General features: G+C 68.1%; 24 protein-coding genes and 1 other RNA gene. 18 read left to right on the top strand and 7 right to left on the bottom strand.

Annotated elements, in window-relative coordinates; genetic code table 11:
* The first annotated feature begins 40 nt into the window (after window positions 1-40).
* A complete protein-coding gene (locus tag HLH34_RS08725) occupies window positions 41-1,117 on the top strand; it encodes a quinone-dependent dihydroorotate dehydrogenase (protein ID WP_373318678.1) in 1,077 nt (358 codons plus the stop codon).
* Window positions 1,117-1,971: a TIGR01459 family HAD-type hydrolase gene (locus tag HLH34_RS08720; RefSeq protein ID WP_183119327.1), complete on the top strand. Its 855-nt coding sequence runs from the start codon at window positions 1,117-1,119 to the stop codon at window positions 1,969-1,971. Before HLH34_RS08725 ends, HLH34_RS08720 begins: the two co-directional genes overlap by 1 nt.
* A 66-nt stretch (window positions 1,972-2,037) precedes the next feature.
* Here HLH34_RS08720 and HLH34_RS08715 read toward each other — a convergent pair whose 3' ends face one another.
* Complete coding sequence (locus tag HLH34_RS08715; protein ID WP_183119183.1) at window positions 2,038-2,622, bottom strand: YqgE/AlgH family protein; 585 nt, start codon at window positions 2,620-2,622, stop codon at window positions 2,038-2,040.
* 154 nt (window positions 2,623-2,776) lie between these two features.
* Between HLH34_RS08715 and HLH34_RS08710 the strand changes: the two genes are divergently transcribed.
* Genes HLH34_RS08710 through HLH34_RS08700 form a run of 3 tightly spaced genes read left to right on the top strand, consistent with a single transcriptional unit; the run spans window position 2,777 to window position 4,952 of the window.
* Window positions 2,777-3,535, top strand: coding sequence for an SDR family NAD(P)-dependent oxidoreductase (locus tag HLH34_RS08710; RefSeq protein ID WP_183119182.1), 759 nt, complete (start codon window positions 2,777-2,779; stop codon window positions 3,533-3,535).
* 5 nt (window positions 3,536-3,540) lie between these two features.
* On the top strand, window positions 3,541-4,491 hold the full coding sequence (locus tag HLH34_RS08705; RefSeq protein ID WP_183119181.1) for a polyphosphate kinase 2 family protein: 951 nt from the start codon (window positions 3,541-3,543) through the stop codon (window positions 4,489-4,491).
* On the top strand, window positions 4,491-4,952 hold the full coding sequence (locus HLH34_RS08700) for a hypothetical protein (RefSeq protein WP_373318681.1): 462 nt from the start codon (window positions 4,491-4,493) through the stop codon (window positions 4,950-4,952). The genes HLH34_RS08705 and HLH34_RS08700 overlap by 1 nt, the downstream gene beginning before the upstream one ends.
* 188 nt (window positions 4,953-5,140) lie before the next feature.
* Here the strand turns inward: HLH34_RS08700 and clpA are convergent, their stop codons facing one another.
* Together clpA and clpS are read right to left on the bottom strand one after the other, a co-directional pair.
* On the bottom strand, window positions 5,141-7,474 hold the full coding sequence (gene clpA / locus HLH34_RS08695; protein ID WP_183119179.1) for an ATP-dependent Clp protease ATP-binding subunit ClpA: 2,334 nt from the start codon (window positions 7,472-7,474) through the stop codon (window positions 5,141-5,143).
* Window positions 7,475-7,643: 169 nt separating this feature from the next.
* Window positions 7,644-8,030 (bottom strand): ATP-dependent Clp protease adapter ClpS, encoded by a 387-nt coding sequence (gene clpS / locus HLH34_RS08690; RefSeq protein WP_183119326.1) that lies wholly within the window; start codon window positions 8,028-8,030, stop codon window positions 7,644-7,646.
* A gap of 345 nt (window positions 8,031-8,375) precedes the next feature.
* Between clpS and HLH34_RS08685 the strand changes: the two genes are divergently transcribed.
* The 3 genes from HLH34_RS08685 (at window position 8,376) to ggt (ending at window position 12,267) form a co-directional block, all read left to right on the top strand.
* A complete protein-coding gene (locus tag HLH34_RS08685) occupies window positions 8,376-9,470 on the top strand; it encodes a D-alanyl-D-alanine carboxypeptidase family protein (protein WP_373318680.1) in 1,095 nt (364 codons plus the stop codon).
* A 135-nt stretch (window positions 9,471-9,605) separates the two neighbouring features.
* Window positions 9,606-10,415 (top strand): type I methionyl aminopeptidase, encoded by an 810-nt coding sequence (gene map, locus HLH34_RS08680; protein WP_183119177.1) that lies wholly within the window; start codon window positions 9,606-9,608, stop codon window positions 10,413-10,415.
* 85 nt (window positions 10,416-10,500) lie between these two features.
* On the top strand, window positions 10,501-12,267 hold the full coding sequence (ggt, locus tag HLH34_RS08675; protein ID WP_183119325.1) for a gamma-glutamyltransferase: 1,767 nt from the start codon (window positions 10,501-10,503) through the stop codon (window positions 12,265-12,267).
* 47 nt (window positions 12,268-12,314) lie between these two features.
* Here the strand turns inward: ggt and nudC are convergent, their stop codons facing one another.
* A complete protein-coding gene (gene nudC / locus HLH34_RS08670) occupies window positions 12,315-13,268 on the bottom strand; it encodes an NAD(+) diphosphatase (RefSeq protein WP_183119176.1) in 954 nt (317 codons plus the stop codon).
* Window positions 13,269-13,335: 67 nt separating this feature from the next.
* On the opposite strand from nudC, the gene ffs reads away from it, so the two are divergent.
* The 7 genes from ffs (at window position 13,336) to HLH34_RS08635 (ending at window position 17,995) form a co-directional block, all read left to right on the top strand.
* An RNA gene (gene ffs / locus HLH34_RS08665) (signal recognition particle sRNA small type) lies at window positions 13,336-13,432 on the top strand.
* Window positions 13,433-13,500: 68 nt separating this feature from the next.
* Window positions 13,501-15,549 carry a DNA polymerase III subunit gamma/tau gene (locus HLH34_RS08660; RefSeq protein WP_183119175.1) on the top strand — a complete coding sequence of 683 codons (2,049 nt, stop codon included), beginning with the start codon at window positions 13,501-13,503 and terminating at the stop codon, window positions 15,547-15,549.
* A 13-nt stretch (window positions 15,550-15,562) separates the two neighbouring features.
* Complete coding sequence (locus tag HLH34_RS08655; RefSeq protein WP_183119174.1) at window positions 15,563-15,886, top strand: YbaB/EbfC family nucleoid-associated protein; 324 nt, start codon at window positions 15,563-15,565, stop codon at window positions 15,884-15,886.
* Window positions 15,887-15,919: 33 nt separating this feature from the next.
* Window positions 15,920-16,513 (top strand): recombination mediator RecR, encoded by a 594-nt coding sequence (gene recR, locus HLH34_RS08650; RefSeq protein WP_183119173.1) that lies wholly within the window; start codon window positions 15,920-15,922, stop codon window positions 16,511-16,513.
* A 13-nt stretch (window positions 16,514-16,526) separates the two neighbouring features.
* Window positions 16,527-17,312 (top strand): SDR family oxidoreductase, encoded by a 786-nt coding sequence (locus tag HLH34_RS08645; RefSeq protein ID WP_373318677.1) that lies wholly within the window; start codon window positions 16,527-16,529, stop codon window positions 17,310-17,312.
* A gap of 11 nt (window positions 17,313-17,323) precedes the next feature.
* Window positions 17,324-17,725, top strand: coding sequence for a dihydroneopterin aldolase (gene folB, locus HLH34_RS08640; RefSeq protein WP_183119171.1), 402 nt, complete (start codon window positions 17,324-17,326; stop codon window positions 17,723-17,725).
* Window positions 17,726-17,824: 99 nt separating this feature from the next.
* Window positions 17,825-17,995 (top strand): hypothetical protein, encoded by a 171-nt coding sequence (locus HLH34_RS08635; protein ID WP_183119170.1) that lies wholly within the window; start codon window positions 17,825-17,827, stop codon window positions 17,993-17,995.
* Between the two features lie 44 nt (window positions 17,996-18,039).
* Here HLH34_RS08635 and HLH34_RS08630 read toward each other — a convergent pair whose 3' ends face one another.
* A complete protein-coding gene (locus HLH34_RS08630) occupies window positions 18,040-18,366 on the bottom strand; it encodes a TIGR02300 family protein (protein ID WP_183119169.1) in 327 nt (108 codons plus the stop codon).
* A gap of 185 nt (window positions 18,367-18,551) precedes the next feature.
* On the opposite strand from HLH34_RS08630, the gene aroA reads away from it, so the two are divergent.
* The 3 genes from aroA to rpsA all read left to right on the top strand — a co-directional run bounded on the left by aroA (window position 18,552) and on the right by rpsA (window position 22,516).
* Entirely contained in the window at window positions 18,552-19,901 is a 1,350-nt protein-coding gene (gene aroA, locus HLH34_RS08625) for a 3-phosphoshikimate 1-carboxyvinyltransferase (protein ID WP_183119168.1), read from the top strand.
* On the top strand, window positions 19,898-20,554 hold the full coding sequence (locus tag HLH34_RS08620; protein WP_183119167.1) for a (d)CMP kinase: 657 nt from the start codon (window positions 19,898-19,900) through the stop codon (window positions 20,552-20,554). Before aroA ends, HLH34_RS08620 begins: the two co-directional genes overlap by 4 nt.
* A gap of 246 nt (window positions 20,555-20,800) precedes the next feature.
* On the top strand, window positions 20,801-22,516 hold the full coding sequence (gene rpsA, locus HLH34_RS08615; RefSeq protein ID WP_183119166.1) for a 30S ribosomal protein S1: 1,716 nt from the start codon (window positions 20,801-20,803) through the stop codon (window positions 22,514-22,516).
* A 117-nt stretch (window positions 22,517-22,633) separates the two neighbouring features.
* Here the strand turns inward: rpsA and HLH34_RS08610 are convergent, their stop codons facing one another.
* Both HLH34_RS08610 and HLH34_RS08605 read right to left on the bottom strand, forming a co-directional pair.
* Window positions 22,634-23,425 (bottom strand): glycoside hydrolase family 16 protein, encoded by a 792-nt coding sequence (locus HLH34_RS08610; protein ID WP_183119165.1) that lies wholly within the window; start codon window positions 23,423-23,425, stop codon window positions 22,634-22,636.
* A 299-nt stretch (window positions 23,426-23,724) separates the two neighbouring features.
* Complete coding sequence (locus HLH34_RS08605) at window positions 23,725-26,436, bottom strand: M16 family metallopeptidase (protein WP_183119164.1); 2,712 nt, start codon at window positions 26,434-26,436, stop codon at window positions 23,725-23,727.
* Window positions 26,437-26,581: the final 145 nt, after the last annotated feature.

Here is a 26,581-nt window from a genome sequence, read left to right as displayed (position 1 = left end):
GCTCTTTCCTTGGCGGGGGATATACGGCAAAAATCCCGTCATGATGGATATTGTGTCGCGCATGATGATGCCGCTGGTGCGGCGGATGGATCCCGAGGACGCGCATCGCCTCGCCCTGAACGCACTTCTGCTGGGCCTGGGCGGCGGGGATGGGTCCGGGGGGGATGACCCCGCATTGGCGGTGCGGACCATGGGCCTGCGCTTCGCCAACCCGATCGGGATCGCCGCGGGATTCGACAAGGACGCCCAGGTGGTGCGGCCGCTGGCCCGTGCGGGCTTCGGCTTCGTCGAAGCCGGGACCGTCACCCCGCGCCCGCAGGCGGGAAATCCGCGCCCCCGCCTGTTCCGGCTGGAGGAAGACCGGGCGATCATCAACCGCATGGGCTTCAACAACCAGGGCATCGACCGGTTCGCGGTGCGGATGGCGCGCCTGCATCGTGTGGCGCCGTCCGGCCGGCATGCCGGTGCGCGCGTGCCGGTCGGGGCCAATCTGGGCATCAACAAGACCGGCGCCGACCCCGATCGCGATTATCCGCTGCTGGTCGGCCGGGTGAAGCACTATGCCGATTATATCGTCATCAACCTGTCTTCGCCCAACACGCCGGGCCTGCGCGACCTGCAGAACGCCGCGCGTCTGCAGACCCTGCTGCAGGCGATCGCCGAGGCGCATCCCGATCGGCCGCCGCTGCTGGTCAAGCTGTCGCCGGACCTTGCGTTCGACGAGATCGGTCCAATCGTCGAGGCCGCGATCGCCGGCGGCGCGCAGGGGCTGACGGTGACCAATACCACCATCTCGCGCCCCGCCGGTCTGCGCAGCGTTCACGCCGGTGAAGCCGGCGGGCTGTCCGGACGCCCGCTGCGCGCCCGCGCGATGGAAGTGTTCCGCGAGGTCGCGCGGGCTGCCTCCGGTCGACTGACGCTGGTGGCCTGCGGTGGGGTCGAGACCGGGGCCGACATCGTGGATCGCGTCCGCGCGGGGGCCGACCTGATCCAGCTCTACAGCGCCTTCGCTTATGAAGGGCCGTCCATCCTGCGCCGCCTGAAGCGCGAGACCGTGCGGGCTCTGAACGCCGAAGGGTTCGAAACGCTGGCCGACGCGAAGGGAACCGCACGGTGATGCAGGCGCTGGACGATTTCGCCCCTCTGGCGGCGCGCTATGACGGATTCATCGTCGATCTGTGGGGCGTGGTCCACGACGGCGTAGCCCCCTACCCGGGTGCGCGGGACTGTCTTGCCCGGTTGTGCGGGATGGGGCGCCGGGTCGTGCTGCTGTCCAACGCGCCGCGTCGGGTCGATGTGGTGCGTGAGGGGCTGCGCGCCATGGGGGTGACGGACGATCTGTACGACGGGATCATGACCAGCGGCGAATATACGCGCGGCCTGCTGCGTGGCCGGACCGATCCCTGGTGCGCCGGGTTGGGCCGGCGCATGTTTCATATGGGCGCGCCGAAGGATTTCAATCTGTTCGAGGGGCTGGACCTGGAACAGGTCACCGACCCGGCGTCGGCGGATTTCATCCTCAATACCGGCCCGGACCAGGATCGCGGCGAAAACGATCCGGCGCCCTATCTGCCGGTGCTGGCGGCTTGCGCCGCGCATGGGTTGAAGATGATCTGCGCCAATCCGGACATGGAAGTCATCCGGGGTGGCCGCCGCCTGATCTGTGCCGGGCTGCTGGCCAGCCTGTATGAACAGAAGGGGGGCGAGGTCCGCTGGATCGGCAAGCCGTACCCCGAGGTCTACCAGCCGGTGCTGGACATGCTTGGCCTGCCGCGCGACCGGGTCCTGGCCGTGGGGGACGCGCTGGCCACCGACATGCGCGGCGCGCAGCGGGTCGGGGTGGATGGCTGCTGGGTCCTGGGCGGCATCCATCAGGAAATGATCGGCGACAACGCCGACCTGGCGCGGGCCGAGGCCAAAGGTGCCGGCCTGACGCCGGTTGCGACGGTGCCCGGTTTCCGCTGGTCGTAGCGGAGAGGTCGGGCTGGACCAAAGAAGAGACGTCACCCCGGCGCACGTGGGGCAACGCCCTTGCCTTCAGGCGTGACCGGCGACGATGCTCAGGCGCATCGGGTCCAGATGGATGGCCGCCAGTGCCTGCCGCCATTTGGCGGCGTGATCGGTCCCGAAGACGATCGCATCGCTGGCCGGGGCGGGCAGCCACGCGTTCTGGTGGATGATCTGATCTTCCAGCTCATCGTCCTGCCAACTGACGTGGCCCAGCGCCAGCAGGGCGCGGCGGGGGCCGGCGCCTTCGGCGATGTCCTTCAGCACGTCCAGGCTGGCGGTCAGGGTGGTGGTGTCATCCACGGCCAGGCTGCCGTCGCTGCTCCAGTCCGCCGAATGCAGGACGAAGCCCCGGCTGCTGTCCGTCGGGCCGCCCGCACATAAATCGATCCGGCTGCGCGGCGGCACCGGGGCGATGCCCAGTTGTTCGAATACGTCATCCAGTCCCGGCTGCGGCAGGCGGCGATTGACCACCAGGCCCATGGCGCCTTGTCCCGGAACATGCGCGCACAGATAGACGACGCTGCGCGCGAAGGGGCTGTCCGCCAGGGCAGGGGTGGCGACCAGCAGGGATCCGGTCAGGGTATCGGCCGATGTCGGGGGATAGGGGAACATCCCTTCAGATAGAAACGGAACCGTCGGGTTTGGCAACCATAGCGTGGCCGATTTGCGGCCTCGCCGGGATTGGCGCTTTAATGCGCGCATGGACAATCGGGTTCCGTGCGCCGGGCGATCGGGCGGGCGGACCAGAATGCAGGAGCAGCGTGTGATGGCGACAACGGTACTGGTGACGGGGGCAACGGCCGGGTTCGGCAAGGCGATCGCCGAACGGCTGGTGCGGGACGGCTACCGCGTGATCGCCACGGGCCGCCGCAAGGAACGGCTGGACGAACTGGCGGCCGCGCTGGGGCCGGCCCTGCTGCCGTTCGTGCTGGACATGACCGATTCCGCCGCGGTGCAGGCGCTGCCCGGCAGCCTGCCCGAGGACTGGCGGCAGGTCGATGTCCTGATCAACAACGCCGGCCTTGCGCTGGGCCTTGATAAGGCGCAGCAGGCCTCGGTCGAGGACTGGCAACGGATGATCGCGACCAACGTGACCGGCATGGTCGAAATCACGCGCGCGCTGCTGCCGGGCATGGTCGAGCGCAACCGGGGCCACGTCATTTCCCTGGGCAGCACGGCGGGTACCTACCCCTATCTGGGGGCGAACGTGTATGGCGCCAGCAAGGCGTTCGTGTCGCAGTTCATGCGCAACCTGCGCTGCGACCTGCTGGGAACGCATGTGCGCGCCACCAATCTGGAGCCCGGCCTGTGCGGCGGCAGCGAATTCAGCAACGTGCGCCTGCGCGACGACGCGAAGGCGGCTGCTGTCTATGACGGGACGCATCCGATCCAGCCCGAGGACATCGCCGAAACCGTGTCGTGGGTTCTGGGTCTGCCGGCCCATGTGAATATCAACCGGATCGAGATGATGCCGACCTGTCAGGCGTCGGCCGGCCTTGCGGTCGTGAAGGGCCTGGGGGACTGACCCCCATGGCTGCACACGCCGACCTGAAGGCGCTGCTGGCCCATTGCCGGGTTGAGAACGGCGACCATTTCCACCCGGCCGACCACCCCGCGCGAACCGCCGTCGCGGGGATGAGCAAGGCGGACGGCAAGCATCTGCTGCGCCACGGCGTCAAGCGTCTGGCCGAACTGCAGAGCCTGCTGTACGCCAACGGGACATGGTCGCTGCTGGTCGCGTTGCAGGCGATGGACGCCGGCGGCAAGGACGGGATGATCAAGCACGTCATGTCCGGGGTGAACCCCCAGGGCGTGACGGTCACCTCGTTCAAGCAGCCGGGGCCGGTGGAACTGGCGCACGATTATCTGTGGCGGGTGCATCTTGCCGCACCCTCCTGCGGACGGATCGGCATCTTCAACCGCAGCCATTACGAGGAAGTGCTGGTGACGCGGGTGCATCCCGAACTGCTGGTCAGGCAGAAGATCCCGACGGCGCTGCGCACGTCCGCGATCTGGGACGAGCGGTACCGCGACATCCGGCATTTCGAACAGTACCTGTCGGGGCAGGGGACGGTGGTGCTGAAATTCTTCCTCAACATCTCGAAGGAGGAACAGCGCAAACGCTTCCTCCAGCGGATCGACGAGGACGACAAGCACTGGAAATTTTCCGCCGCCGACGCGCGCGAGCGCGAATATTGGGATGAGTACCAGCACGCCTATCATGAGGCGATCAGGCACACGGCCCAACCCTGTGCGCCCTGGATCGTCATCCCCGCCGACCGGAAATGGCTGGCGCGGATCCTGGTGGTGGAAACTATCATCCAGGCGCTGGAATCGCTGAACATGGCCATTCCCGATCCGGCCCCGGACATTATCCGGCAGATGGACGACATCCGGGCGAAGCTGGAGGCCGAAGGGCCGAAGGACCGGCCTCGCCCCACCCGGCACCTGGCGGGCAACACCGGGAAAGGGACGCGATGATGCGCTATTTAGCTGGGATAATGGGGGCCCTGGCCGTGGCCGGCGGACTTCTGGCCGGGGCCCCGGCCCATGCGCAGGAGGCGATCGGCCCGGCCTGCGACAATCATCATTTCCTGGCCGTGCAGCAGGCGTTCGAGAGCGGATCGCTGCGCGGCGACCGGCCCGTGCATGTCTGCGGCCGCGTGCTGGCGGTCTCCCGGCCGAAACGGACCCGCAGCGGCTGGCATGGCTATTTCTACGTCGATGTCGGGGCAGGGGTATCGATTCGCATCGTCTCGGACCTCGACAGGATGGCGGCGCCGCGCTGGCCGTGGGTCGCGAAGGGGGACACGGCCGATGTCGTCGGCCGGTACTATTACGACAACCCCCGCAGCCAGGGCATCGACTGGACGCATCACGGCACCGGCCGCAACTGGGGCATGGAGGGCTATGTGGCCGTGAACGGCAGCAGGTACCAATAGTACCGACCGGCGAGAGGTCGGGCTTTGCCCGAGCCCACCAGGGCCTGAGGCCCTGGACCCCGATCATAATGATGGGTTTTCAAAGGCGACGGCCTTTGGCGGGTTTCGGGGTAGAGCCCTGAGGCGTGCCACATGAAAAAAGGGCCGCCCGGTGAGGCACCGGGCGGCCCTTCTTTCGTCGGGACGGATCAGCCTGCTGCTTCGGATTCCCGCTCGCTGCCCTCGTCGCCTTCGGCCGGGGCATCGGGGTTTGATTCGATATATTCGAAATCCAGCGCCCCATCCTTCAGCGTGATCTTCACCGCGCCACCCTTGACCAGCCGGCCGAACAGCAATTCCTCGGCCAGCGGCTTCTTGATGTGCTCCTGGATCACGCGGCCCAGCGGGCGCGCGCCATACAGACGGTCGTATCCGCGTTCGGCCAGCCATTCCTTCGCGGCCGACGAGATTTCGATTGTGACGTTGCGGTCGGCGAGCTGCGCTTCCAGCTGGAAGACGAATTTCTCGACCACGCGGCCCACGATCTCGGGCGTCAGGTTGGCGAATGGAATGATCGCATCCAGGCGGTTGCGGAATTCCGGCGTGAAGATTCGCTTGATCGCCTCCTCGTCCTCGCCCTCGCGGGTGTCACGGGCGAAACCGATGGCCTCCTTGCTCAGGTCCGCGGCGCCCGCGTTGGTGGTCATGATCAGTACCACGTTGCGGAAATCCACGGTCTTGCCGTTGTGGTCGGTCAGGCGGCCATGGTCCATGACCTGCAGCAGGACGTTATAGAGATCCTGATGCGCCTTCTCGATCTCGTCCAGCAGCAGGACGGCATGCGGATGCTGGTCGATGGCATCCGTCAGCAGGCCACCCTGATCGAAGCCGACATAACCCGGCGGCGCGCCGATCAGGCGGGAAATCGAATGCCGCTCCATATATTCGGACATGTCGAAGCGGATCAGTTCGATCCCCAGCGTCTTGGCCAACTGCTTGGCGACCTCGGTCTTGCCGACGCCGGTGGGGCCCGAGAACAGATAGTTGCCGATCGGCTTCTCGGGGTCGCGCAGCCCGGCACGCGACAGCTTGATGGCCGCCGTCAGGGCCTCGATCGCCCGGTTCTGGCCGTAGACCATGCCCTTCAGGTCGCGCTCCAGGGTGCGCAGCGTCTCCTTGTCGTCGGACGACACGCTCTTGGGCGGGATGCGGGCGATCTTGGCGACGATGTCCTCGACGTCCTTCAGGGTCACGGTCTTGCGGCGCCGGTTCTCGGGCACCAGCATCCGCGACGCCCCGACCTCGTCGATCACGTCGATCGCCTTGTCCGGCAGCTTGCGGTCGTGGATGTACCTGGCCGCCAGTTCCACCGCGCCGCGAATGGCCTCCTCGGTGTAGCGGACCTTGTGGTGGCGTTCGTAATTGCCCTTCAGGCCGCGCAGGATCTTGACCGCATCCTCCAGCGTCGGCTCGGCCACGTCGATCTTCTGGAACCGCCGGACCAGCGCGCGGTCCTTCTCGAAATGCTGGCGGTATTCCTTGTAGGTGGTGGAGCCGATGCAGCGCAGAGTGCCCGCCGCCAGCGCGGGCTTCAGCAGGTTGGACGCATCCATCGCCCCGCCCGAGGTGGCGCCGGCGCCGATCACGGTATGGATCTCGTCGATGAACAGGATGCTGCCCGGATTGTTGTCCAGTTCGGTCACGACCGCCTTCAGCCGTTCCTCGAAATCGCCGCGATAGCGGGTGCCGGCCAGCAGCGCGCCCATGTCCAGCGAATAGATCGTGGATTTCAGCAGCACTTCAGGCACGTCGCCTTCGACGATGCGCTTGGCCAGCCCCTCGGCGATCGCCGTCTTGCCCACGCCGGGGTCGCCCACATACAGCGGGTTGTTCTTGGTGCGGCGGCACAGGATCTGGATCGTGCGTTCGATTTCGGAGTCGCGGCCGATCAGCGGATCGACCTTCCCGTCCTCGGCCTTGCGGTTCAGGTTGGTGCAGTAGGCCGTCAGCGCGTCCTGGTTCTTCTGGCTGCCCTTGCCGCGCTCCTCGCGCTCGCCTTCCGGGCTTTCCGGCGCGCTGCCGGACACCGGGCGCCGCGTCGAGCGGTCGGGTGCCTTCGCAATGCCGTGCGAGATGAAATTGACGGCGTCCAGCCGCGTCATGTCCTGAAGCTGCAGGAAATAGACGGCGTGGCTCTCACGCTCGGCGAACAGGGCGACCAGCACGTTGGAGCCGGTGACCTCGTCGCGGCCCGTCGACTGGACATGGATCGCCGCGCGCTGGATCACGCGCTGGAACGCCGCCGTGGGCTTGGGATCGACCGTCCGGTCGGACGCCAGCCCCGCGAGGTCCTTGTCCAGGAATTCGGTCAGGTCGGACCGCAACTTGTCCAGATCGACGCCGCAGGCGCGGAAGACGGTGACCGCGTCGCTGTCATCGACCAGCGCCAGCAGCAGGTGTTCCAGCGTCGCATATTCGTGCCTGCGATCCCCGGCCAGGGTCAGGGCCCGATGAAGCGTCTGTTCGAGATTGCGTGACAACATGCCAGGACGCTCCTTTTCCAAAAACGGGCCGTAGGCCCGGATAGGCTACCGGAAAATCAGGACCATATTTGGTGTGTTTCCGTCGGAAAGCCAGTGGAAAGAAAAATAAATCGCCCGTCCGAGCCGTGGGGACGTGCGCCGTCGCCCCGTGGGAGAATTCCCCCGGGGATCAGTCCTTCTCGATCGTGCATTGCAGCGGATGCTGGTTCTGCCGGGCGAGATCCATCACCTGCGTGACCTTGGTTTCGGCGACCTCGTAGGTGAACACGCCGCACACGCCCACGCCGCGCTTGTGGACGTGCAGCATGATGTCGGTCGCTTCCTCCCGCGACTTCTGGAAAAACCGCTCCAGAACATGAACGACGAACTCCATCGGCGTGTAGTCGTCGTTCAGCATCAGGACTTTGTACATCGCGGGCTTGCGCGTCTGCGGGCGGGTCCGGACAACAACGCCGATGGTCGGCGAATCGGGGTTGTCGGACTGCCCGTCCTGATCATTGCCGCCACGCCGCGTCGGGTTGTTGCCGCCATGGGCATGGTGACGGTGCCCGGACATGCGCGTGTCGGTCACGGAAGACCCGGCGAGGGAAGATGCAGCAACCATGTTCATACCATATTGGAAATACGTGTCGGGTTAAAAGGGCAGCGGATCAAATTAAACATGTTTTGGGGACGGGAGCCGATCAAATTGGCGGACGTCCTCGCATCGAAGACCGCCGTTGCATGCATGGATCGTTGGCCCCGGGGGAAAAGGCTGCATTTTCTTTCTGTTATCGTTGTTTCCTCTGGACGGGTTCCGGAGATTGACCATAAAGTCGACATAAGATGCGGATCCGGTGACGGGGGAACGGTGGTGGCCGACTGCTCCAGGGGTGATGAGAAGCAGGGCTGGTTCGCCCGCGTGCGCTATGTCGCGTCCCGGCCCTTCGGTCGAGGGCGGGCCATTCGCCTGTCGCTCGGCCTTTCGGCGGGCTGGTTCGCCGCGCTGGCGGGGGGCGTGCACCAGGCCCGCGCCCAGTATGTCGGACAGGTCAGCTCGATCGTCATGGATGCCCGCACCGGGGCCGTCCTGTCGCAGAGCAATCCGGATCTTCAGCGTTATCCTGCCAGCCTGACCAAGCTGATGACGCTCTATCTGGCTTTCAAGGGCCTGCGGAGCGGCCAGGTGTCGCTGGACCAGCCGGTACCGGTTTCCGCGCATGCGGCCTCGATGGAGCCGTCCAAGCTGGGGCTGGTGCCCGGTAGCTACCTGACCGTCGAGCAGGCGGTGCTGGGGCTGGTCACGAAGTCGGCCAATGACGCGGCCTGCGCGCTGGGTGAGCTGCTGGGGGGCGGGGACGAGGACCGCTTTGCCGACGTGATGACGCGTCAGGCGCGTGCCCTGGGCATGACCAGCACCACATTCCGCAACGCCTCCGGCCTGCCGAACGGCGAACAGGTGACGTCGGCGCGCGACCTGGCGATCCTGACCCGGCAGATCATCGCCGAATTCCCTGAATATTATCATTATTTCGCGGTGCCGGCCTTCTATTTCCACGGCCGGCAGGTGCCCAATCACGACCCGATGCTGCGGTTCTATCCGGGGGCGGACGGGCTGAAGACCGGTTATACCGCCGACGCCGGACGGAATTTGGTGACGTCGGCCATTCGCGAGAATGTCCGGCTGATCGGCGTGGTGCTGGGGGCTCGGACGAACCCGCAGCGCAGCGCGATGATGGCCGGCCTGCTGGATGACGGCTTCCGCCAGGAAGGCGTCGCCGACGTGCCGCGCACACTGGTTCTGGCGCGCGGGCGCAGCCGCCATGGCCGTGCGGCGATCATGCTGGCCGCGGCGGCGCGGTCCGCCAACGCCGGCCCCGACCAGGTGGCCGAGCTTCCGTTGTCGCCGCATCACCATGTGCTGTCGCGGCGCGGGCATGGCCATGTCCCGGCACATGTGCGCATGGTGGCCGCGGGTCATGCGGTTCACCGCCGTCATGGCCACAATCACGGCTGACCTTCCCGCCCGAGAGTTCGCTTGAAAACCGGTATCGGTGGGGCATCGCCCTTGCCTTGATCGGGCGACCCGCGCATTTATCCACCCATGATGATGCCGTTCCGGCGGCTGGATAGGATAGCGAGGGGCATCGATATGGACGGCGACACGGACGCAAGGCGGGTTATTCTTCATACGCCGGAGGATTTCGTCGGCATGCGCGCGGCGGGCCAGCTTGCGGCCCGCACGCTGGACATGATCGTGCCGCACGTCACGGCCGGCGTCACGACCGATGCCCTGGATCGCCTGATCCACGACTTCATGCTCGATCACGGGGCGACGCCGGCCACGCTGGGCTATCGCGGCTATCCGAAATCCAGCTGCATTTCCCTCAACCATGTCGTCTGCCACGGCATCCCGGGCGAGCGCCAGTTGCAGGACGGCGATATCCTGAACATCGACGTCACGGTGATCCTGGATGGCTGGTTCGGCGATACCAGCCGCATGTACACGGTCGGTCCGGTGCCCCGGAAGGCCGAGAAGCTGATCGACGTGACGTACAAGGCGCTGATGGTGGGCATCGAGCAGGTCCGCCCCGGCAAGACGCTGGGCGATATCGGATACGCCATCCAGACCTTTGCCGAATCCCATCGTTTCTCGGTGGTGCGCGATTTCTGCGGCCATGGCATCGGCCGGACGTTCCACGCCGCGCCGAACGTGCTGCATTACGGGCGACCGGGGCAGGGGCTGGTGCTGCGACCGGGCATGTTCTTCACCATCGAACCCATGCTGAATGGCGGCCGCCCGGACGTGAAGGTGCTGGATGACGGCTGGACAGCCGTCACGCGCGACCGTTCGCTGTCGGCCCAGTTCGAGCATATGCTGGGCGTCACCGACGAGGGGTGCGAGGTCTTCACGCTTTCGCCCGCCGGCCTCGACAAGCCGCCCTACGACACGGCCGGATGACGGCCGCGCCTGTCCGGGCACACATCATCAGATCGAAGGGAACATGATGCGGTATTCCATCCTGCGACGGCGCCTGGCCGCCTGCATGCTGGCGGGGTCGATGCTGGCCGGCGGGGCACTGCCCGCGATGGCGGCGTCGGTGTCGCCCTCGGCACCCGCCCCGCAGGGCGACGTCCTGACCTTCGGCGGCGGGCCGGTCGCGGTGGCCCCGCTGGCGCCGGCCGCCGGCCAGCATGGCATGGTGGTGTCGGCGCAGCATCTGGCGTCCGAGGCCGGGGCGCGGATCCTGGCGCAGGGTGGCAACGCGGTGGATGCGGCGGTGGCGGTGGCGTACGCGCTGGCCGTGGTCTATCCGGCGGCGGGGAATATCGGCGGCGGTGGGTTCATGACCCTGCGCACGCCGGACGGCCGGATGCAGTTCGTCGATTTCCGCGAACATGCGCCGCTGGCCGCGACCGCCACGATGTTCCAGGATGCGAAGGGCAACGTGATTCCGGGCCTGTCGATCACCGGCTGGAAGGCGGTGGGCGTGCCCGGCACCGTCGCGGGGATGGACCTGATCCTGCATCGCTGGGGGCGGCTGTCGCGCCAGCAGGTCATGGCGCCGGCCATCGCCCTGGCGCGGGATGGTTTCGTCCTGGCCGAAGGCGACGTTCAGCTGCTGGACACCTCGACCGCCGATTTCGCGCGTGACGCCGAGGCCCGGAAGATCTTCCTGCGTCCCGACGGCACGCCGCTGGTGCCCGGCGACCGGCTGGTGCAGGCCAATCTGGCCCGGACCCTGTCGCTGATTGCGCGCGACGGCGTCGATGCCTTCTATCGCGGCCCGATCGCCGACGAGATCCTGCGTGCCGGCCGGGCCGGGGGCGCCATCCTGCAGGCCGACGATTTCCGCAAATATGCCCCGCGCGTGATGGCGCCGCTGACCTGTTCCTATCGCGGCTATCGTGTCGACACCGCGCCCCCGCCCAGCGGCGGCGGCGTCGCGCTGTGCGAGATCCTGAACATCCTGTCGGGCTACGACATGCATGCGCTGGGGCTGCATACCGCCCCCGCCGTCCAGCGTGAGGTGGAGGCCATGCGTCATGCCTATGCCGACCGCCAGGACCTGGGCGACCCGGCCTTTGTCCACAATCCGGTCACGCATCTGATCGACCCGGCCTATGCCCGGCAGATCCGCGACGGGATCCCGACCGACCGGGCGGTAGCGTCCGATTCGCTGCGTCCGGGCACGGCGCAGCCGGAAAAGCATGAGACGACCCAGTTCTCGGTCGCGGACAGCAAAGGGCTGGCGGTGTCGGTGACCTATACGCTGAACGGCTGGTTCGGCGCCAAGGTCATGGGCGGCGACACCGGGATCTTTATGAATGACGAGATGGACGATTTCTCGTCCCGTCCCGGCGTGCCCAACATGTTCGGCATCGTCGGCAGCCGCGCCAACGAGATTGCGCCCGGCAAGACGCCGCTGTCGTCCATGTCGCCCACCATCCTGTCGCGTGACGGCAAGGTCGTCATGGTCATCGGCAGCCCCGGCGGGTCGCGGATTCCCACGATCGTCCTGTCCGCGATCCTGGGCGTGGTCGATTACGGGCTGGACATCCAGCAGGCGATCGATCTGCCCCGCATCCACGAGCAATGGCAGCCTTCGCATGTCGAGGTGGAGCAGGGCGCCTTGACGGACGATGTCGCCCAGACCCTGACGCACGAGGGCTACGAGATCGCCCCCCATGCTCCGTGGGGCGTGGCCGAGGGGATTCTGGTCGGCGGTCCGCGCCTCGGCGAACGGGGGGCGGCGCGCTATTACGGCGGCTTCGACCGTCGCCATGCGGGTGGGGCGGCCGTCGGCGAGTAAGCGCAAGGGCTTCGGCCCTTGCCGGGTTCGGGCAGAACCCGGCCTTCTTATGGGGCGCCGGCCAGCCAGTCGTCGATCATGCGCCGGGCGATGGTGGTGGACGCCGGCAAGGTGAAGCCCAGGGCGGCATGGTTGCGGATGTCGTCGCGGGTCAGCCATCGGGCCTCGACGATTTCGTCGGGGTCCAGACGCAGCGCGTCGTCGGCGGCTGTGGCGGTGAAGGCCAGCATCAGCGTACCGGGATACGGCCAGGGCTGGGACGAGTGATAGCGGATCTCCCCGACCTGGACGCCCGTTTCCTCCAGCACCTCGCGGGCGACGGCTTCCTCGGGCGTTTCGCCGGGTTCGACGAATCCGGCCAGGGCCGACAGTGTGCGGCTTTCGGGGCCGAAGCGGACGCCGCGCGCCAGAAGGACGCGGTCCTGCCGTTGCACCAGCATGATGACCACGGGGTCGGTGCGGGGGAAATGCAGGTGGGCGGGATCGGCCGTGCAGACCAGGCGATGGCCGGCCTGGTCGGCCTGGTTGGGCGCGCCGCACGCGCCGCAGAAGCGCGTGGCGTTGCGCCAGTGCACGAGGCCCCGCGCCTGGGCCAGGATGGCCGCCTCGTCGGGCGGCAGCAGGCTGGCCAGCGGGCGCAGTTCCATGAACCGGCCGCGCGCCCGGGGGAACAGCAGTTCCGGCTGCTCCATCAGGCTGAGATCCAGGACAAAGAGCGGGCGTTCATCCAGATAGCCCAGGAAGATCCAGTCGGCCGACTCGAGGATTTCGGGTGTCATCAGCGTATCGCGCCGGGTGGGCAGTTCGATCCGCGCCCGGTCGTCGCGGTCCCTGACGACCAGATGCAGCCCGCGCCAGCAGGGCACGAACAGCGTATTGGCGCCGACGAGATAGAGCGCGATTCGGGCCGCGTCCGCACGATGGTGCGCCGCGCGGTCGACGGGACTGCCGGAATAGAAGTTCCCGCCTCTCGCGGGGGGCGCATAGGGGGTGATGGTCATGGCCTGCCTCTTTTCCTTGTCCTCCCCTCTTGTGCCCGACACCCGGTTGCGTGTTAAGAAGGCGCCGGGAGACCGGCTATGGACGGGCGCCTTGCCAACCCGGTCAGGTCCGGAAGGAAGCAGCCGCAGTGAGTTTCGCCCGGGTCATCAGTCCGGTCTCCCACCCCGGGAAACATATCCCCGCCCGCGCCGCCAGGCCGGGCCTGGCGTTGACATCTGCCCGGAAGCATAAATGACCGTTTCGTCGGACCAGGATCGCGCCGAGGCGGACGATCTGCCCGCGCCGCCGCCCGATGACGGCCCCGGCCTGTTCGGCGACGCGTCTGCCCCCACATCCGCGCCCACCGTTGCGACTGCGCCCCCTGCCTCGGCGCCCGTTCCTTATCGCGTGCTGGCGCGCAAATACCGGCCGGCCACCCTCGACGATCTGATCGGCCAGGATTCGACGGTGCGGATCCTGCGCAATGCTTTCGCCCTGGGGCGGGTGGCGCATGCCTTCATGCTGACGGGCGTGCGCGGGGTGGGCAAGACCACGACGGCGCGCATCATCGCCCGGGCCCTGAACTGCGTCGGGCCGGATGGCACCGGTGGCCCGACGGCCGATCCGTGCGGGGTCTGCGCCAATTGCGTGGCCATTCTGGCCGACCGCCATCCCGACGTGCTGGAAATGGACGCGGCCTCGCGCACCGGCGTGGACGACGTGCGCGAAATCATCGAGGCGACGCGATTCCGCCCCATGCAGGGACGGATGAAGGTCTTCATCATCGATGAGGTCCATATGCTGTCGCGCAACGCCTTCAATGCGTTGCTCAAGACGCTGGAGGAGCCGCCGGCGCAGGTGACGTTCGTCTTCGCCACCACCGAATTGCGCAAAGTGCCGGTGACCGTCCTGTCGCGCTGCCAGCGGTTCGACCTGCGCCGCGTGCCGCAGGCCGATCTGGCCGCCCATTTCGGCCGCATCGCGCAGGCCGAAGGCGTCGCCTGCACGCCCGATGCGCTGGCGCTGATCGCGCGGGCGGCGGACGGGTCGGTGCGCGACGGCCTGTCGCTGCTGGACCAGGCCATTGCGCAGGGCGCGCAGACACACGACACCGATGGGGCACATGTCCCGATCGAGGCCGATCTGGTCAGCGACATGCTGGGCCTGGCCGACCGGGGGCGGGTGTTCGACCTGCTGGACGCCGTACTGGCCGGCCGGCCCGACCAGGCGCTGGCCATCACCGACGAGGCCCATGCCCGGGGCGCCGATCTGGGCGTCATGCTGGGCGATGTGCTGGAACTGGTCCACACGGTCTCGCGCCTCAAGGCTCTGCCGGCGTTGCGGCACGGTACCGAACTGCCGGAGGCCGAGCGCGCGCGCGGCGGTGCGCTGGCCGACCGCCTGTCTGTGCCCGTGCTGGGGCGGACGTGGCAGATGCTGCTGAAGGGCCTGTCGGAAATCGAGATGGCGCCCGACCGGCGTGAAGCGGCCGAAATGATCCTGATCCGCCTGTGCTATGTGGCCGACCTGCCGCCGCCGGGTGACCTGGTGCGTCGCCTGACCGGCAAGGACGGCGCGGGCGCGGCCGGGCCGATGGTGTCGGGCGCGCCCGCTTCGGCGGGTGGACCCGCGGTCGGTGCCGCGGGGATGGCTACGACCGCGGACAGCGGACCTCAGGGCGGGATTCCCGTCACGGCGCATGGCGGGTTGCGGATGGTCGCCAACGGCGGCGTGCGCGTGGCCGACCTGTCGCCCGCCGAACCGCAGGACCTGGTCGCGCCGGAGCCGGTCCCCGAGCCCGAACCCGAGCCGTCTTCCCCCGTGCTGACGACATGGCGCGAAACCGTGGCGTTCGTTTCGGGCAAGGATGCGATGCTGCACGGCCATCTGCGCCATTCCACGCATCTGGTCGCCTTTACGCCACCACGGATCGACCTTCGGGTGGACCGGGCCGGCCTGCCGGGCCTGACCCGCCGGCTGGAGACCCTGCTGCGACGCGAGACCGATGTGGCGTGGGAGGTCCGGGCCTCGACCGAGCAGGGCAAGCCGACGCTGGCCGAGCAGGGGGCGGAAATCATCCAGTTCCACCGCGCGGCGGCCGAGGCCCATCCGCTGGTGCGGGCTATTTTCGCGCGCTTTCCCGATGCCCGCCTTGGCGCCGTGACCGATCATTCCCTTGACGATTACGGCCTGCCGCCCGAAGAGGCGGCATCTGCCGTGCTGGCGCCGGATCTGGAATTCGCGCCCCTCGACGCCGATCTGGTGGATGAGGACGACCTCGACATGAACGACGACAGGTGAGGAGACGACACCGATGAAGAATCTAGCCGGCCTGATGAAGCAGGCGACCCAGATGCAGGCGCGCATGGAAGAAATGCAGAGCACGCTGGAAGGCATGACGATCGAAGGCAGCGCCGGGGCCGGCATGGTCAACGTCACCCTCAACGGCAAGGGCGACCTCAAGGCGGTGAAGATCGACCCCAAGCTGGCCGACCCCACGGAAATGGAAATGCTGCAGGACCTGCTGGTCGCCGCCTGCGCCGACGCGCGCAAGCAGCTGGACGAACGCGCGGCCGAGGAAATGAAGAAGGTCACCGGTGGCATGAACCTGCCGGCGGGCCTGAAATTTCCGTTCTGATCCCACAACGCGGCGGGGCATAGGGGCGGCGGCATGGGCGGCACGGACATCGAACGGCTGATCGCGCTGCTGGCGCGGCTGCCGGGGCTGGGTCCGCGTTCGGCCCGCCGCGCGGCGCTGGCCCTGCTGCGCCAGCCCCAGGCCCGCATGCTGCCGCTGGCGCAGGCGATGGAGCAGGCGGCGCGCGCGGTGAAGACCTGCAGCAGCTGCGGCAATCTGGACACGCGCGATCCCTGCGGCATCTGTGCCGACCCGGTGCGCGATCGCGGGCTGGTCTGCGTGGTCGAGACCGTGGGCGACCTGTGGGCGCTGGAGCGCGCGGGCGTGCATCGCGGCGTCTACCAGGTGCTGGGCGGAACGCTGTCGGCGCTGGCGGGACTGGGGCCGGACGATTTGAATGTCGGCCCGCTGCTCGTCCGGCTGGAACAGGGCGGCGTGCGGGAAGTCATTCTGGCCCTCGGCGCCACGGTCGAGGGGGCGACGACCAGCCACTGGCTGCAGGATCGCCTTGCGCGGTTCGACGTGCCCGTCAGCCGCGTCGGGCAGGGCGTACCCATGGGCGGCGCCCTGGACGTCCTGGACGACGGCACGCTGGCGGCGGCGTTGCTGGCGCGCCGGCCGGCCTGAAAGACGCATGAACATGTGGCCCATTCCCCCCTCCATTCCCCGCGTCGCCTTCGTGACCGGCGGGGCGATCCGGCTTGGCCGGGCCATGGCGCTGGCGCTGGCGGATGCCGGTTTTGCGGTGGCTATCCATTATCGCTCGGCCGAGGACGAAGCCCGCCGGACGGTGGCGGACATCGCCGCCCGGGGCGTGGGCGCCGTCATGCTGCGCGCCGACCTGTCGCATGAGGCCGAGGTCACGCCCCTGCTGGCGCGGGCCGCCGACGCGCTGGGGCCGGTCGGCGTGCTGGTGAACAACGCCAGCACCTTCGAACGCGACGAATGGGACGATGCGACCCGCGCCGGATGGGATGCACATCTGGAGCCCAACCTGCGCGCGCCCTTCGTCCTGATGCAGGATTTCGCCCGCCATCTGCCCCAGGGCGTCGAGGGCATGGTGCTGAACATGCTGGACGAACGGGTGTGGTCGCTGACGCCGCATTTCGTCAGCTATACCGTCTCGAAATCGGCGTTGTGGACCCTGACGCGCAGCATGGCGCTGGCCCTGGCGCCCCGGCGGATCCGCGTGAACGCGATCGGGCCCGGCCCGGCGCTGCCCAGCCCGCGCCAGTCGGCCGAACAGTTTGCCCGGCAATGCGCATCGGTGCCGCTGGGTCATGGAACCTCGCCGGACGAGGTGGCGCGGGCGGCGATGGCGCTGCTGTGCCTGCCGTCGGTGACGGGACAGATGCTTGCCCTGGATGGCGGGCAACACATGCAATGGTCTCCGGCCCTGCGTCCGGGCCTGGCCCCCGAGGAATAAGACACACCGCAATGGCCATTTTTGCTGCCTGGCCCGAACAGCCGCCGCTGCGCCGCGTGTTCCTCAAGGACATGGTGCTCGACGCCAATATCGGCATCTATCCGCATGAACAGGGCGTGACCCAGAGGATCCGGGTCAACATCTCGTTCGGGGTCGTGGACGAGCCGGGGTTGACGGTCGGGCGCGACGATCTGAGCCGTACCGTCTCGTACGAACGCATCGTGCTGATGGTGCGCCGGATCATCGCCGAGGGCCATGTCCGCCTGGTCGAGACGCTGGCCGAACGGATCGCCATCGGCGTTCTGGCCGACGAGCGCGTGGTGGTGGTGCGCGTGCGGGTCGAGAAGCTGGATATCTTCGACGACCTGGACGCCGTGGGGGTCGAGATCGAACGGCGGCGACCCACGCCGTAACGGCGGCGATTCTGCTGGGTCTTTCCGCCGCCCTGTTCTACGGCGCCGGGGATTTCCCGCCGGTTTCGCTGCCGCGATGTGCGTGGCGGGACTCGGGTCGTGGCGGCCCATTTATGGCGCGGGCTGGGGGCCTATCTGTCGTCGTCGTCGCTGACCAGCATGGTGACCGTATTGCAGGCGGGGCTGGTCATTCACGAGCCCGTGGCGATGCACCAGTGGCTGGGGATGGCCGGCGTCCTGGTCGGCCCGGCGGTGCTCAACCCGGGATAGGGGTCCTGCCCCGCCGGCCCCGTGGGGGGCGGCGGGGTGGACGGTCAGTTGTCGTTCTCGTCGTTATCGGTGCTGACGTCGATGTCGGCGCTGATCTCGTCGTCATCGTCGTCGAGGTCGGAGGTATCCTCCATCACGTCGTCGTCGGAATCGGCGTCGTCGGCATCGAGATCGACGGCCGTATCGGCATCGTCATCCTTCGGCTTGACCGGGGTCGCGGCCGCCGGGTCGGGCGCGCGGCGGATGCGGGGCACGTCCGCGGGTTGCTCGGTGCCGCATTTCGGGCAGACGACCGGGCTTTTGTTCAGATCGTAGAAACGGGCGCTGCAGGAAACACAGACGCGCTTGGTGCCGAGATTAGGCTGGGCCATCTTGAACCTGTCGATCCTGATATTGTTGGACAAAAAATGCGACGGAGAGCGGCACAAGGCGCAGCCCCATGCCAGCTTGCGAAGCGGCTGTCAAACCATGATCGGTCCATGCCCGTCGCTTTGGCTTCTTTTTTGTCGCGAGGGCAATTGACTTCGCCGCCCACAATCCGGAATTGGATGGCCCCATGGATACCGTGCATGCTCCGTCCCCGCGTCCGCTGAACGTTCAGGCGCCGGCCGCCCCCCTCTCCGGAGCCGTCACGGTTCCGGGTGACAAGTCGATCAGCCATCGCGCGCTGATGTTCGCGGCGCTGGCCCGCGGCGAGACGCATATTTCCGGCCTGCTGGAAGGCGAGGACGTGCTGCGCACCGCCGACGCCATGCGGGCGCTGGGCGCCACGGTCGTCCGCACCGGCCCCGGCGCCTGGCACGTGACGGGCCGGGGCATCGGCCAGTTGCAGGAACCGGCCGACGTGCTGGATATGGGCAATTCCGGCACGGCGGCGCGCCTGCTGTCGGGCATCCTGGCCAGCCACGGCATCTTTTCGGTGATGACCGGCGACGCCAGCCTGCGCGGCCGCCCGATGAAGCGCGTGACGGACCCCCTGGCGGCCACCGGCGCGACCTTCCTGTCGCGGGTCGGCGGGCGGCTGCCTCTGGCGATCCGCGGCGTTGCCGATCCAGCGCCGCTGTCCTATCGCCTGCCGGTCGCCTCGGCGCAGGTGAAATCGGCCGTTCTGCTGGCCGGGCTGAATGCCGCCGGCACCACGCGGGTCGAGGAGCCGGTGGCCACCCGCGACCACACCGAAAACATGCTGCGCCATTTCGGCGCCCACGTGACGGTCGAGCCGCTGGGCGCCGGCGGCCGCACCATCACGCTGGCCGGTCGGCCGGAGCTGGTGGCGCGGGACGTCGTGGTCCCCGGCGACCCGTCCTCGGCCGCGTTCGTGCTGGTCGCGGGCCTGGTTGTGCCCGGGTCGGCGGTCACGGTGCGCGGCGTCGGCCTGAACCCGCTGCGGACCGGCCTGTTCACCACCCTGCGCGAGATGGGGGCCGACCTGCGCCTGTCGAACGAACGCATCGAGGGCGGCGAACCGGTGGGCGACCTGACCGCGATCGCCGGCCCGCTGCACGGGGTGGACGTGCCGGCCGACCGCGCGCCGTCGATGATCGACGAATATCCGGTCCTGGCGGTCGCCGCCGCCCATGCCACCGGCCCGTCCCGCTTCCGGGGGCTGGAGGAATTGCGCGTCAAGGAAAGCGACCGCCTGGCCGCGACCGTGGCGCTGCTGGAGCGTAACGGCGTGACGGTCCAGGTCGTGGGCGACGACATGATCGTCACCGGCACCGGGGGCGCGGTGCCGGGCGGCGGCGTTGTCGAGACCCGCATGGACCACCGCCTGGCCATGAGCGCCACCGTTCTGGGCCTGGCCGCGTCGGCGCCGGTGGGCGTGGACGACACGGCCTTCATCGATACCAGCTTCCCCGGCTTCATCGACTTGATGAACGGGATCGGCGCGGGCCTCGGGGCATGAAAAAGGCGCTGGTGATTGCCATCGACGGGCCGGCGGCCGCCGGAAAGGGGACCCTGGCGCGACGCCTGGCGGCGGCGCTGGGCCTGCCCTACCTGGATACCGGGTTGCTGTATCGCGCTGTCGGGCGGCGCATGATCGACGCCGGGCTGGACCCGGCGACCCATCCGGCCGACGACCAGGCGCGGGGGATCCGGCTGGCGGATCTGGAGCGCGACGACCTGCGGGTGCCTGAAGTCGATCGGGCCGCCAGCCTGGTGGCGGCCCAGCAGGCGGTGCGGGCGATCCTGGTGGACACCCAGCGCAATTTCGCCATTGCCGGCGGCGGGGTGCTGGACGGGCGCGATATCGGCACCGTCATTTTCCCCGATGCGACGGTCAAGCTGTTCGTCACGGCATCGACCCAGGCGCGGGCGCGCCGGCGATGGGAACAGATGGCGCCCGACCTTGAGGCGCCGGACCGCGCGGCCCGCATCGCCGAGGTCGCGGCCCAGCTCCAGGCCCGTGACGACGCCGATGCCAGCCGTGCTGTCGCGCCGCTGCGGGCCGCCGACGACGCGGTCTGGATCGACACCGACGACATGACCGCCGACGAGGTCCTGGACGAGGCCCTGCGGATCGTCCGCCAGCGGACCGGGGACCTCAAGACGGGTTGATCGGGTTTTGCGGCCGAAAGGCCGTGCGGCGGGCAGTTTCTGTTGACAGGCCGGGGGTTGAGGGTGTCTGTGCGAGTCCACGCGCCGGAACCCGTGGTGGGGTCGGCGTGGTCTGCATCGGCCGTCAGGCATGCCGCGACACGGGTCGTGGATAGAGCCGGGCAAGTCGTTCCGTCCACGATCGGCGGCGCGCAAGACTTGCGGTGTTCCGCCCGCGCGGGACCCGATACGGGATTTACGGTACATATGGCTTCAGCCACCTTACAATCCGCCACCGATCATTTCGGCGGCGAGGATTTCGCGACCCTTCTGGACGAGACCCTGGGCCGCGACACCGCGTTCGACGGTTCGGTCGTCACCGGCCGCGTCGTCCGCCTGACCGACGAATTCGCCATCGTCGATGTCGGCCTCAAGAGCGAAGGGCGCGTGGCGCTCAAGGAATTCGGCCTGCCGGGCATGACGCCGGACGTAAAGCCGGGCGACGTGATCGAGCTGTTCGTCGAGCGCTATGAGGACCGTGACGGTTCCATCGTGCTGTCGCGCGAGAAGGCGCGGCGCGAGGAAGCCTGGACGAACCTGGAAAAGGCGTTCGAGGGCAACCAGCGCGTCAACGGCACGATCTACGGGCGCGTGAAGGGTGGCTTCACCGTCGATCTGGGCGGCGCCATGGCCTTCCTGCCGGGCAGCCAGGTCGATATCCGTCCGGTCCGCGATGTCACCCCGCTGATGGGCGTGCCGCAGCCGTTCCAGATCCTGAAGATGGACCGCGCCCGCGGCAACATCGTCGTGTCGCGCCGCGCCGTTCTGGAAGAGACGCGCGCCGAGCAGCGCAGCGAGCTGATCCAGGGCCTGAAGGAAGGCATGATCCTCGACGGCGTGGTCAAGAACATCACCGATTACGGTGCGTTTGTCGACCTGGGCGGCGTTGACGGCCTGCTGCATGTCACCGACATCGCGTGGAAGCGTATCAACCACCCGTCCGAGGCCCTGCAGATCGGCCAGCCGGTCCGCGTGCAGGTCATCCGCTTCAACCCGGATACGCAGCGTATCTCGCTGGGCATGAAGCAGCTCGAGGCCGATCCGTGGGAGAACGTGGCGATCAAGTATCCGCCGGGCGCCCGCTATTCCGGCCGCGTCACCAACATCACCGACTACGGCGCGTTCGTCGAGCTGGAGCCGGGGGTCGAGGGCCTGGTGCACGTCTCCGAGATGTCCTGGACGAAGAAGAACGTCCATCCGGGCAAGATCGTCGCGACCTCGCAGGAAGTCGACGTCATGGTCCTGGATGTGGACAGCGCGAAGCGCCGCATCTCGCTGGGCCTGAAGCAGGTGCAGCGCAACCCGTGGGAGCTGTTCGCCGAAGAGCACAAGATCGGCTCGACGGTCGAGGGCGAGATCCGCAACATCACCGAGTTCGGGCTTTTCGTCGGCCTGTCCGCGGACATCGACGGCATGGTCCACATGTCCGACCTGTCCTGGGACGAGGCGGGCGAGGTCGCCATGACCCATTACGAGAAGGGTCAGGTCGTCCAGGCCAAGGTGCTGGATGTCGACGTCGAGAAAGAGCGTATCTCGCTGGGCATCAAGCAGCTGCATGAAGATCCGGCCGCCGATGCGCTGGGCAAGGTGCAGAAGGGTGCGGTCGTGACCTGCATCGTGACCGCCGTCCAGTCGAACGGCATCGAGGTCAAGGTCGACGAGGTCCTGACGGGCTTCATCCGCCGGGCCGAGCTGGCGCGCGACAAGGCCGATCAGCGTCCGGAGCGTTTCGCGGTTGGCGAGCGCGTCGATGCGAAGATCGTCTCGGTCGATCGCGCGGCCCGCAAGCTGGCGCTGACGATCCGCGGCCGCGAGGTCGAGGAAGACAAGCAGGCGATCAACGAGTACGGCTCGTCGGACAGCGGCGCTTCGCTGGGCGACATTCTGGGTGCGGCGATCCGTCGTCGCAACGCGGAAGGCTGATCCCGTCCGTCATGGACGAAAAGAGGGCGGTGCCGGTTTCGGCACCGCCTTTTTTTTTGCTCGCGACGGGGCGGCTTGTTCCATGGTCGGGGGCCAGGGCCCTGCCCCTGTCTTCGCTTAACGTGGGGCACCCGGCGGGGCGCCGGCCGCCAGGCAGCGTGCGAACGCCTCGGGGTCGGCGGGGCGATAGGCACGCACGTAATCGACCTGCATGGCCGTCGGGTTGGGGGTCCTGTCGATCGACCACCCGGAACCGAGCGCCAGATTGACCAGGAACATGAACGGCAGCCGATGTTGCGGGGGCGTCGGCGTCCGCCAGAATTCCTTGTGATCCAGATAGAAGCTGATCCAGCGCGGGGTCACCAGGGTGCCGTAGGTATGGAAACCATCGACCAGCGAATGGGCCGGTACGCTGGTCAACTGCGTGGCTCCCCCATGAGGCTCGGAGGAGTGTCCGGGCCAGACATGGACGGTGGAATGAAAGGCGTCGGTGAACTGGCCGTAATATTCGATGGTGTCGACCTCGACGGTCGGGCGCATCCAGTTCGGCGGCGTGCTTTCATTAAGCCATATACCGGGCCATGTGCCTGGGCCCGGGGGCAGTTTCACGCGCGTTTCGAAATAGCCGTACAGGGTCGTGAAGCCGTGGCCGTCCCGGTCCGCCGACGCCAGAAGGCCCGATGTCCAGTGCCCCTGGGCGTCCTTGCGCGCGGTGATGGACAGGACCCCATCCCGGGCCGAGAAGGCCGAACCCGGACCGGGGTCGGTGAAGCGCGCATCGCCGAAATCGCCGCCCCATGGCGTATGCGTGATCCAGTGTGCGGCGCCCAGCGTCCATGCCGACAGGCTTGGACTGTCGAATTCGTCGTCGAAGACCGGCGCCGCACCGCACAGCCGCCTCTCCGCCATTGTCGGGGTAGCCTGTGCGGGGGCGGCGACCGGCGCCAGACCGGTCAGACAGAGGATGGGAAGCAAAAAGCGGGAGCAGGTCGCGGCAAGGCCGAAGATCCGCCTGCATGTCTTTGCGGGATGACGTTCGCGCACGGCGCCCCCTCTCCGAGTTGGTTGGAGACATGCGTGCGGGGCCACGATCGGGCCGCGTCACATGTCCGCAGAGCCTAACTCGGGGCGCGTCGGTGGGTTCCGCGTGCAGAACGGAGGTCGGGCCCGGTCCGAGCCCGGCAAGGGCCGAGGCCCTTGCCGTCACATCACCGGGCCGGCCCCTTGACGATTTCGGCCAGGTCACGGGGGCGGATCCATGTGCGGAAGGCGGCCTGCACCGCCGCCGCCGTCATGCCGTAATAGGCCTTGGCCGCCCGGTCCGGCGTATCCAGCGGCAGGCCCAGATCGACCAGATGCAGGTCTTCGGCGGCGATCGAATCCAGGCTGGCGCGCTGCAGGGGCAGGCCGCGCAGCAGCGAGGCTTTGGCCAGGGTCAGTTCGTCATCCGAGACCGGGTTGTTCTGCATCGCCGTGACATCGTGCACGGCGGCGTCACGCGCCTTGCCGACCTTGTCGGGATCGGCGCCGAACGAAATGCTGTACCCGCCCCGGTTACGCGACCATGAAAAGCGGCTGCTGACGGAATAGACATATCCGGTCCTGACCCGCAGGTCGCGGTACAGTCGCGACGAGAAACCGTCGCCCAGGACCTCGTTGCCCACCGTCAGGGCGAAATGATCGGCGTGCGCCGCCGTCAGGCCCAGGCTTTCGGCCAGCATCGCGGTGTCCTGCACGCTGGTGTGGTCGGGCACCTGGGTGCGTGACGCACGGCTGTCGGGGCGGGTCGGCAGGTCGACGGCCGGGGTTGCGCCGCCGGCAGCCGTCCAGGCGTCGAAATCCCGGCCCACCACCTGCTGCGCGCGCTCGGGGGTGATGTCGCCCGCGACCACGATGGTGGTCAGGTCGGGGCGGTAGGCGCCCGCATAGAACGCCCGCACGTCGGCCAGGGTCAGATGCATGACCTTCTGCGGGTCGGGCTGGCGCAGGCTGGGGTCGTGCGGCGGCGACACCGCGGCCTTGACCGCGCGGCCGAACAGGTAATCGGGCGTCCGCAACCTGCCGGCCAGGGCCTGCGCCGTCTGCATGCGCACGACCTGGAAGGCGCGATCGGGGAAGGCGGGGTGCAGTTCGTTATCCGCCAGCAATTCCATGCCGCGCTCGAAATCGGGGGTCAGCACGGCCAGGCCGAAGCCGGGGCCGGCGCTTTCGGTGGCGGCGATGTCGTCCAGCGCCTTCTGGAACGCCAGGCGGTCCAGGGTGCGGGTGCCATAGGTGAACAGATCCTCGGTGATCGCGGCGATGCCTTCTTGCCCGGCCGGTTCCTGCATGTCGGCATTCTGCCGCACCATGCCGTAGACATTCACGGTGTGGCCGACATGGGCGGGCTGCACGATCAGGCGCAGCCCGTTGGGATAGGTGAAGACCGAGGGCGGCGTCACGGACGGCGGCAGGGACAGGCTGGTCAGCGCCGTGCGCGCCCAGTCGGGCAGGGGTACCGGATGGTCGGGGGGAGTGGCGAAGGATTCCGATCCCCCGAAGCCCTTGCCCGTCACCGGCTTGCCCGAGTCCTCGGGCGTCAGCAGCGCGGTGACCGCCTCGCCGGGATCCAGGATCTGGCGGGCCAGGCGGTTGACGTCGGCAGGCGTCACCGCGTTCAGCATGGCGGCGAGGTCGTCGGGCGAATTCAGCCCCATGACCGCCAGCGCCTGCGACCAGTTTTCCGCCAGTCCGCTGATGCTGTTGGCGGAAAAGCTGAGCTGCGCCAGTTCCTTGCGCCGTGCGGCCTCGACCAGATCGGTCGGCACGCCCTTGTCGCGGATGGTGGCCAGGATCACGTTGACCTCATGCAGCAGCGGGGCCGGGTCCTGTTCCTTGGGGAAGGCGGCGATGGCGATGCCGATTCCGGCGTCGGCCTTGGGGGCGAATTCGAAGCCCGCGAACAGCGCCTTGCCGGCCGGCACCAGGTCGTACAGCGCCCCGCGCTGGCTGGACAGCACGTCGGACAGGATCTGGGCGGCCGCGTAATCGCGCGCGGTCAGGCCGGGCATGCGCCACGCCACGGTAATCAGCCCGACCGGATAGTCGGTGGGGAAATGCAGGGTCTGCGCCGTCACCGGGCCGGGGTGGACCGGCGCCCGTTCGGGCAGCGTGCGGCGCGGGATCTCGCCGAAGGCGGCGCGCACCTGGTCGATGGCGCGGGCGGGGTCGACGTCGCCGGCGATGATCAGGATGGCGTTGTTGGGCGCGTACCATTTTTCGTAGAAGCCGCGCAGCAGGGCGGCGTCCGTCTTCTCGAAGGACGGGCGGGTGCCCAGTGCGTCCTGCTCGTATGGCGTGCCGGTAAACAGGATGGATTGCAGGCGCGACAGGTACTGGTAGCTGGGGCTGGACAGGTCGCGCGAGACTTCCTGCTCGATCGCGCCGCGTTCCTTGTCCCAATCGGCCGCATCCAGGGTCAGCCCCTGCATCCGCAGCGCCTCGATATGCAGGATCACGCCCAGATCGTCGGCGGGGGCGGTGTAGTAATACTGGGTGACGTTCTCGGTCGTGTCGGCGTTGTAGCTGCCGCCCAGCCGCGCGCCGATGGCCGCCAACTGGTCCTTGTCCAGCCCCTTGCTGCCGCGGAACATCATGTGTTCCAGCGCGTGGGCGGTACCCGGAAACCCCTTCGGGGCCGCGCTGGAGCCGACCAGGTAATTGATTTCGGTCGTGACCACGGGGGCCAGCCGGTCGCGTACCACCACCACGCGCAGCCCGTTGGACAGGGTCGCGCGCACCGGTGCCTCGGCGTGCGCCGCCGGCTGTGCGGCCGGCGGCGGGGCGGCGTCGAGGTGCGGCATCGTATCCGCCCGGGCCGGTGCGACGGCCAGCAGGGCAAGGGAGAGGCTGAGGGCGGTGGTGGTCAGGCGGGCGGTCATGATCGCGTGGGAACTCCTGATGACCGCGATACCCTAGAGAAGGCCGGGCGTCGTGAAAACCGCGCACCGGCTGCGGGGACATGTCCTCTTGTTCATGACGGGCGATGGCGGTTGACTGCGTCCCAACAGGAATGAAGGGGAAGGC

Origin of the sequence: Gluconacetobacter azotocaptans, assembly GCF_014174355.1 — a bacterium.
Classification (GTDB): domain Bacteria; phylum Pseudomonadota; class Alphaproteobacteria; order Acetobacterales; family Acetobacteraceae; genus Gluconacetobacter; species Gluconacetobacter azotocaptans.
Note: the sequence above shows the minus strand (reverse complement) of the source record. Positions and strands in the feature narration are given on the sequence as shown.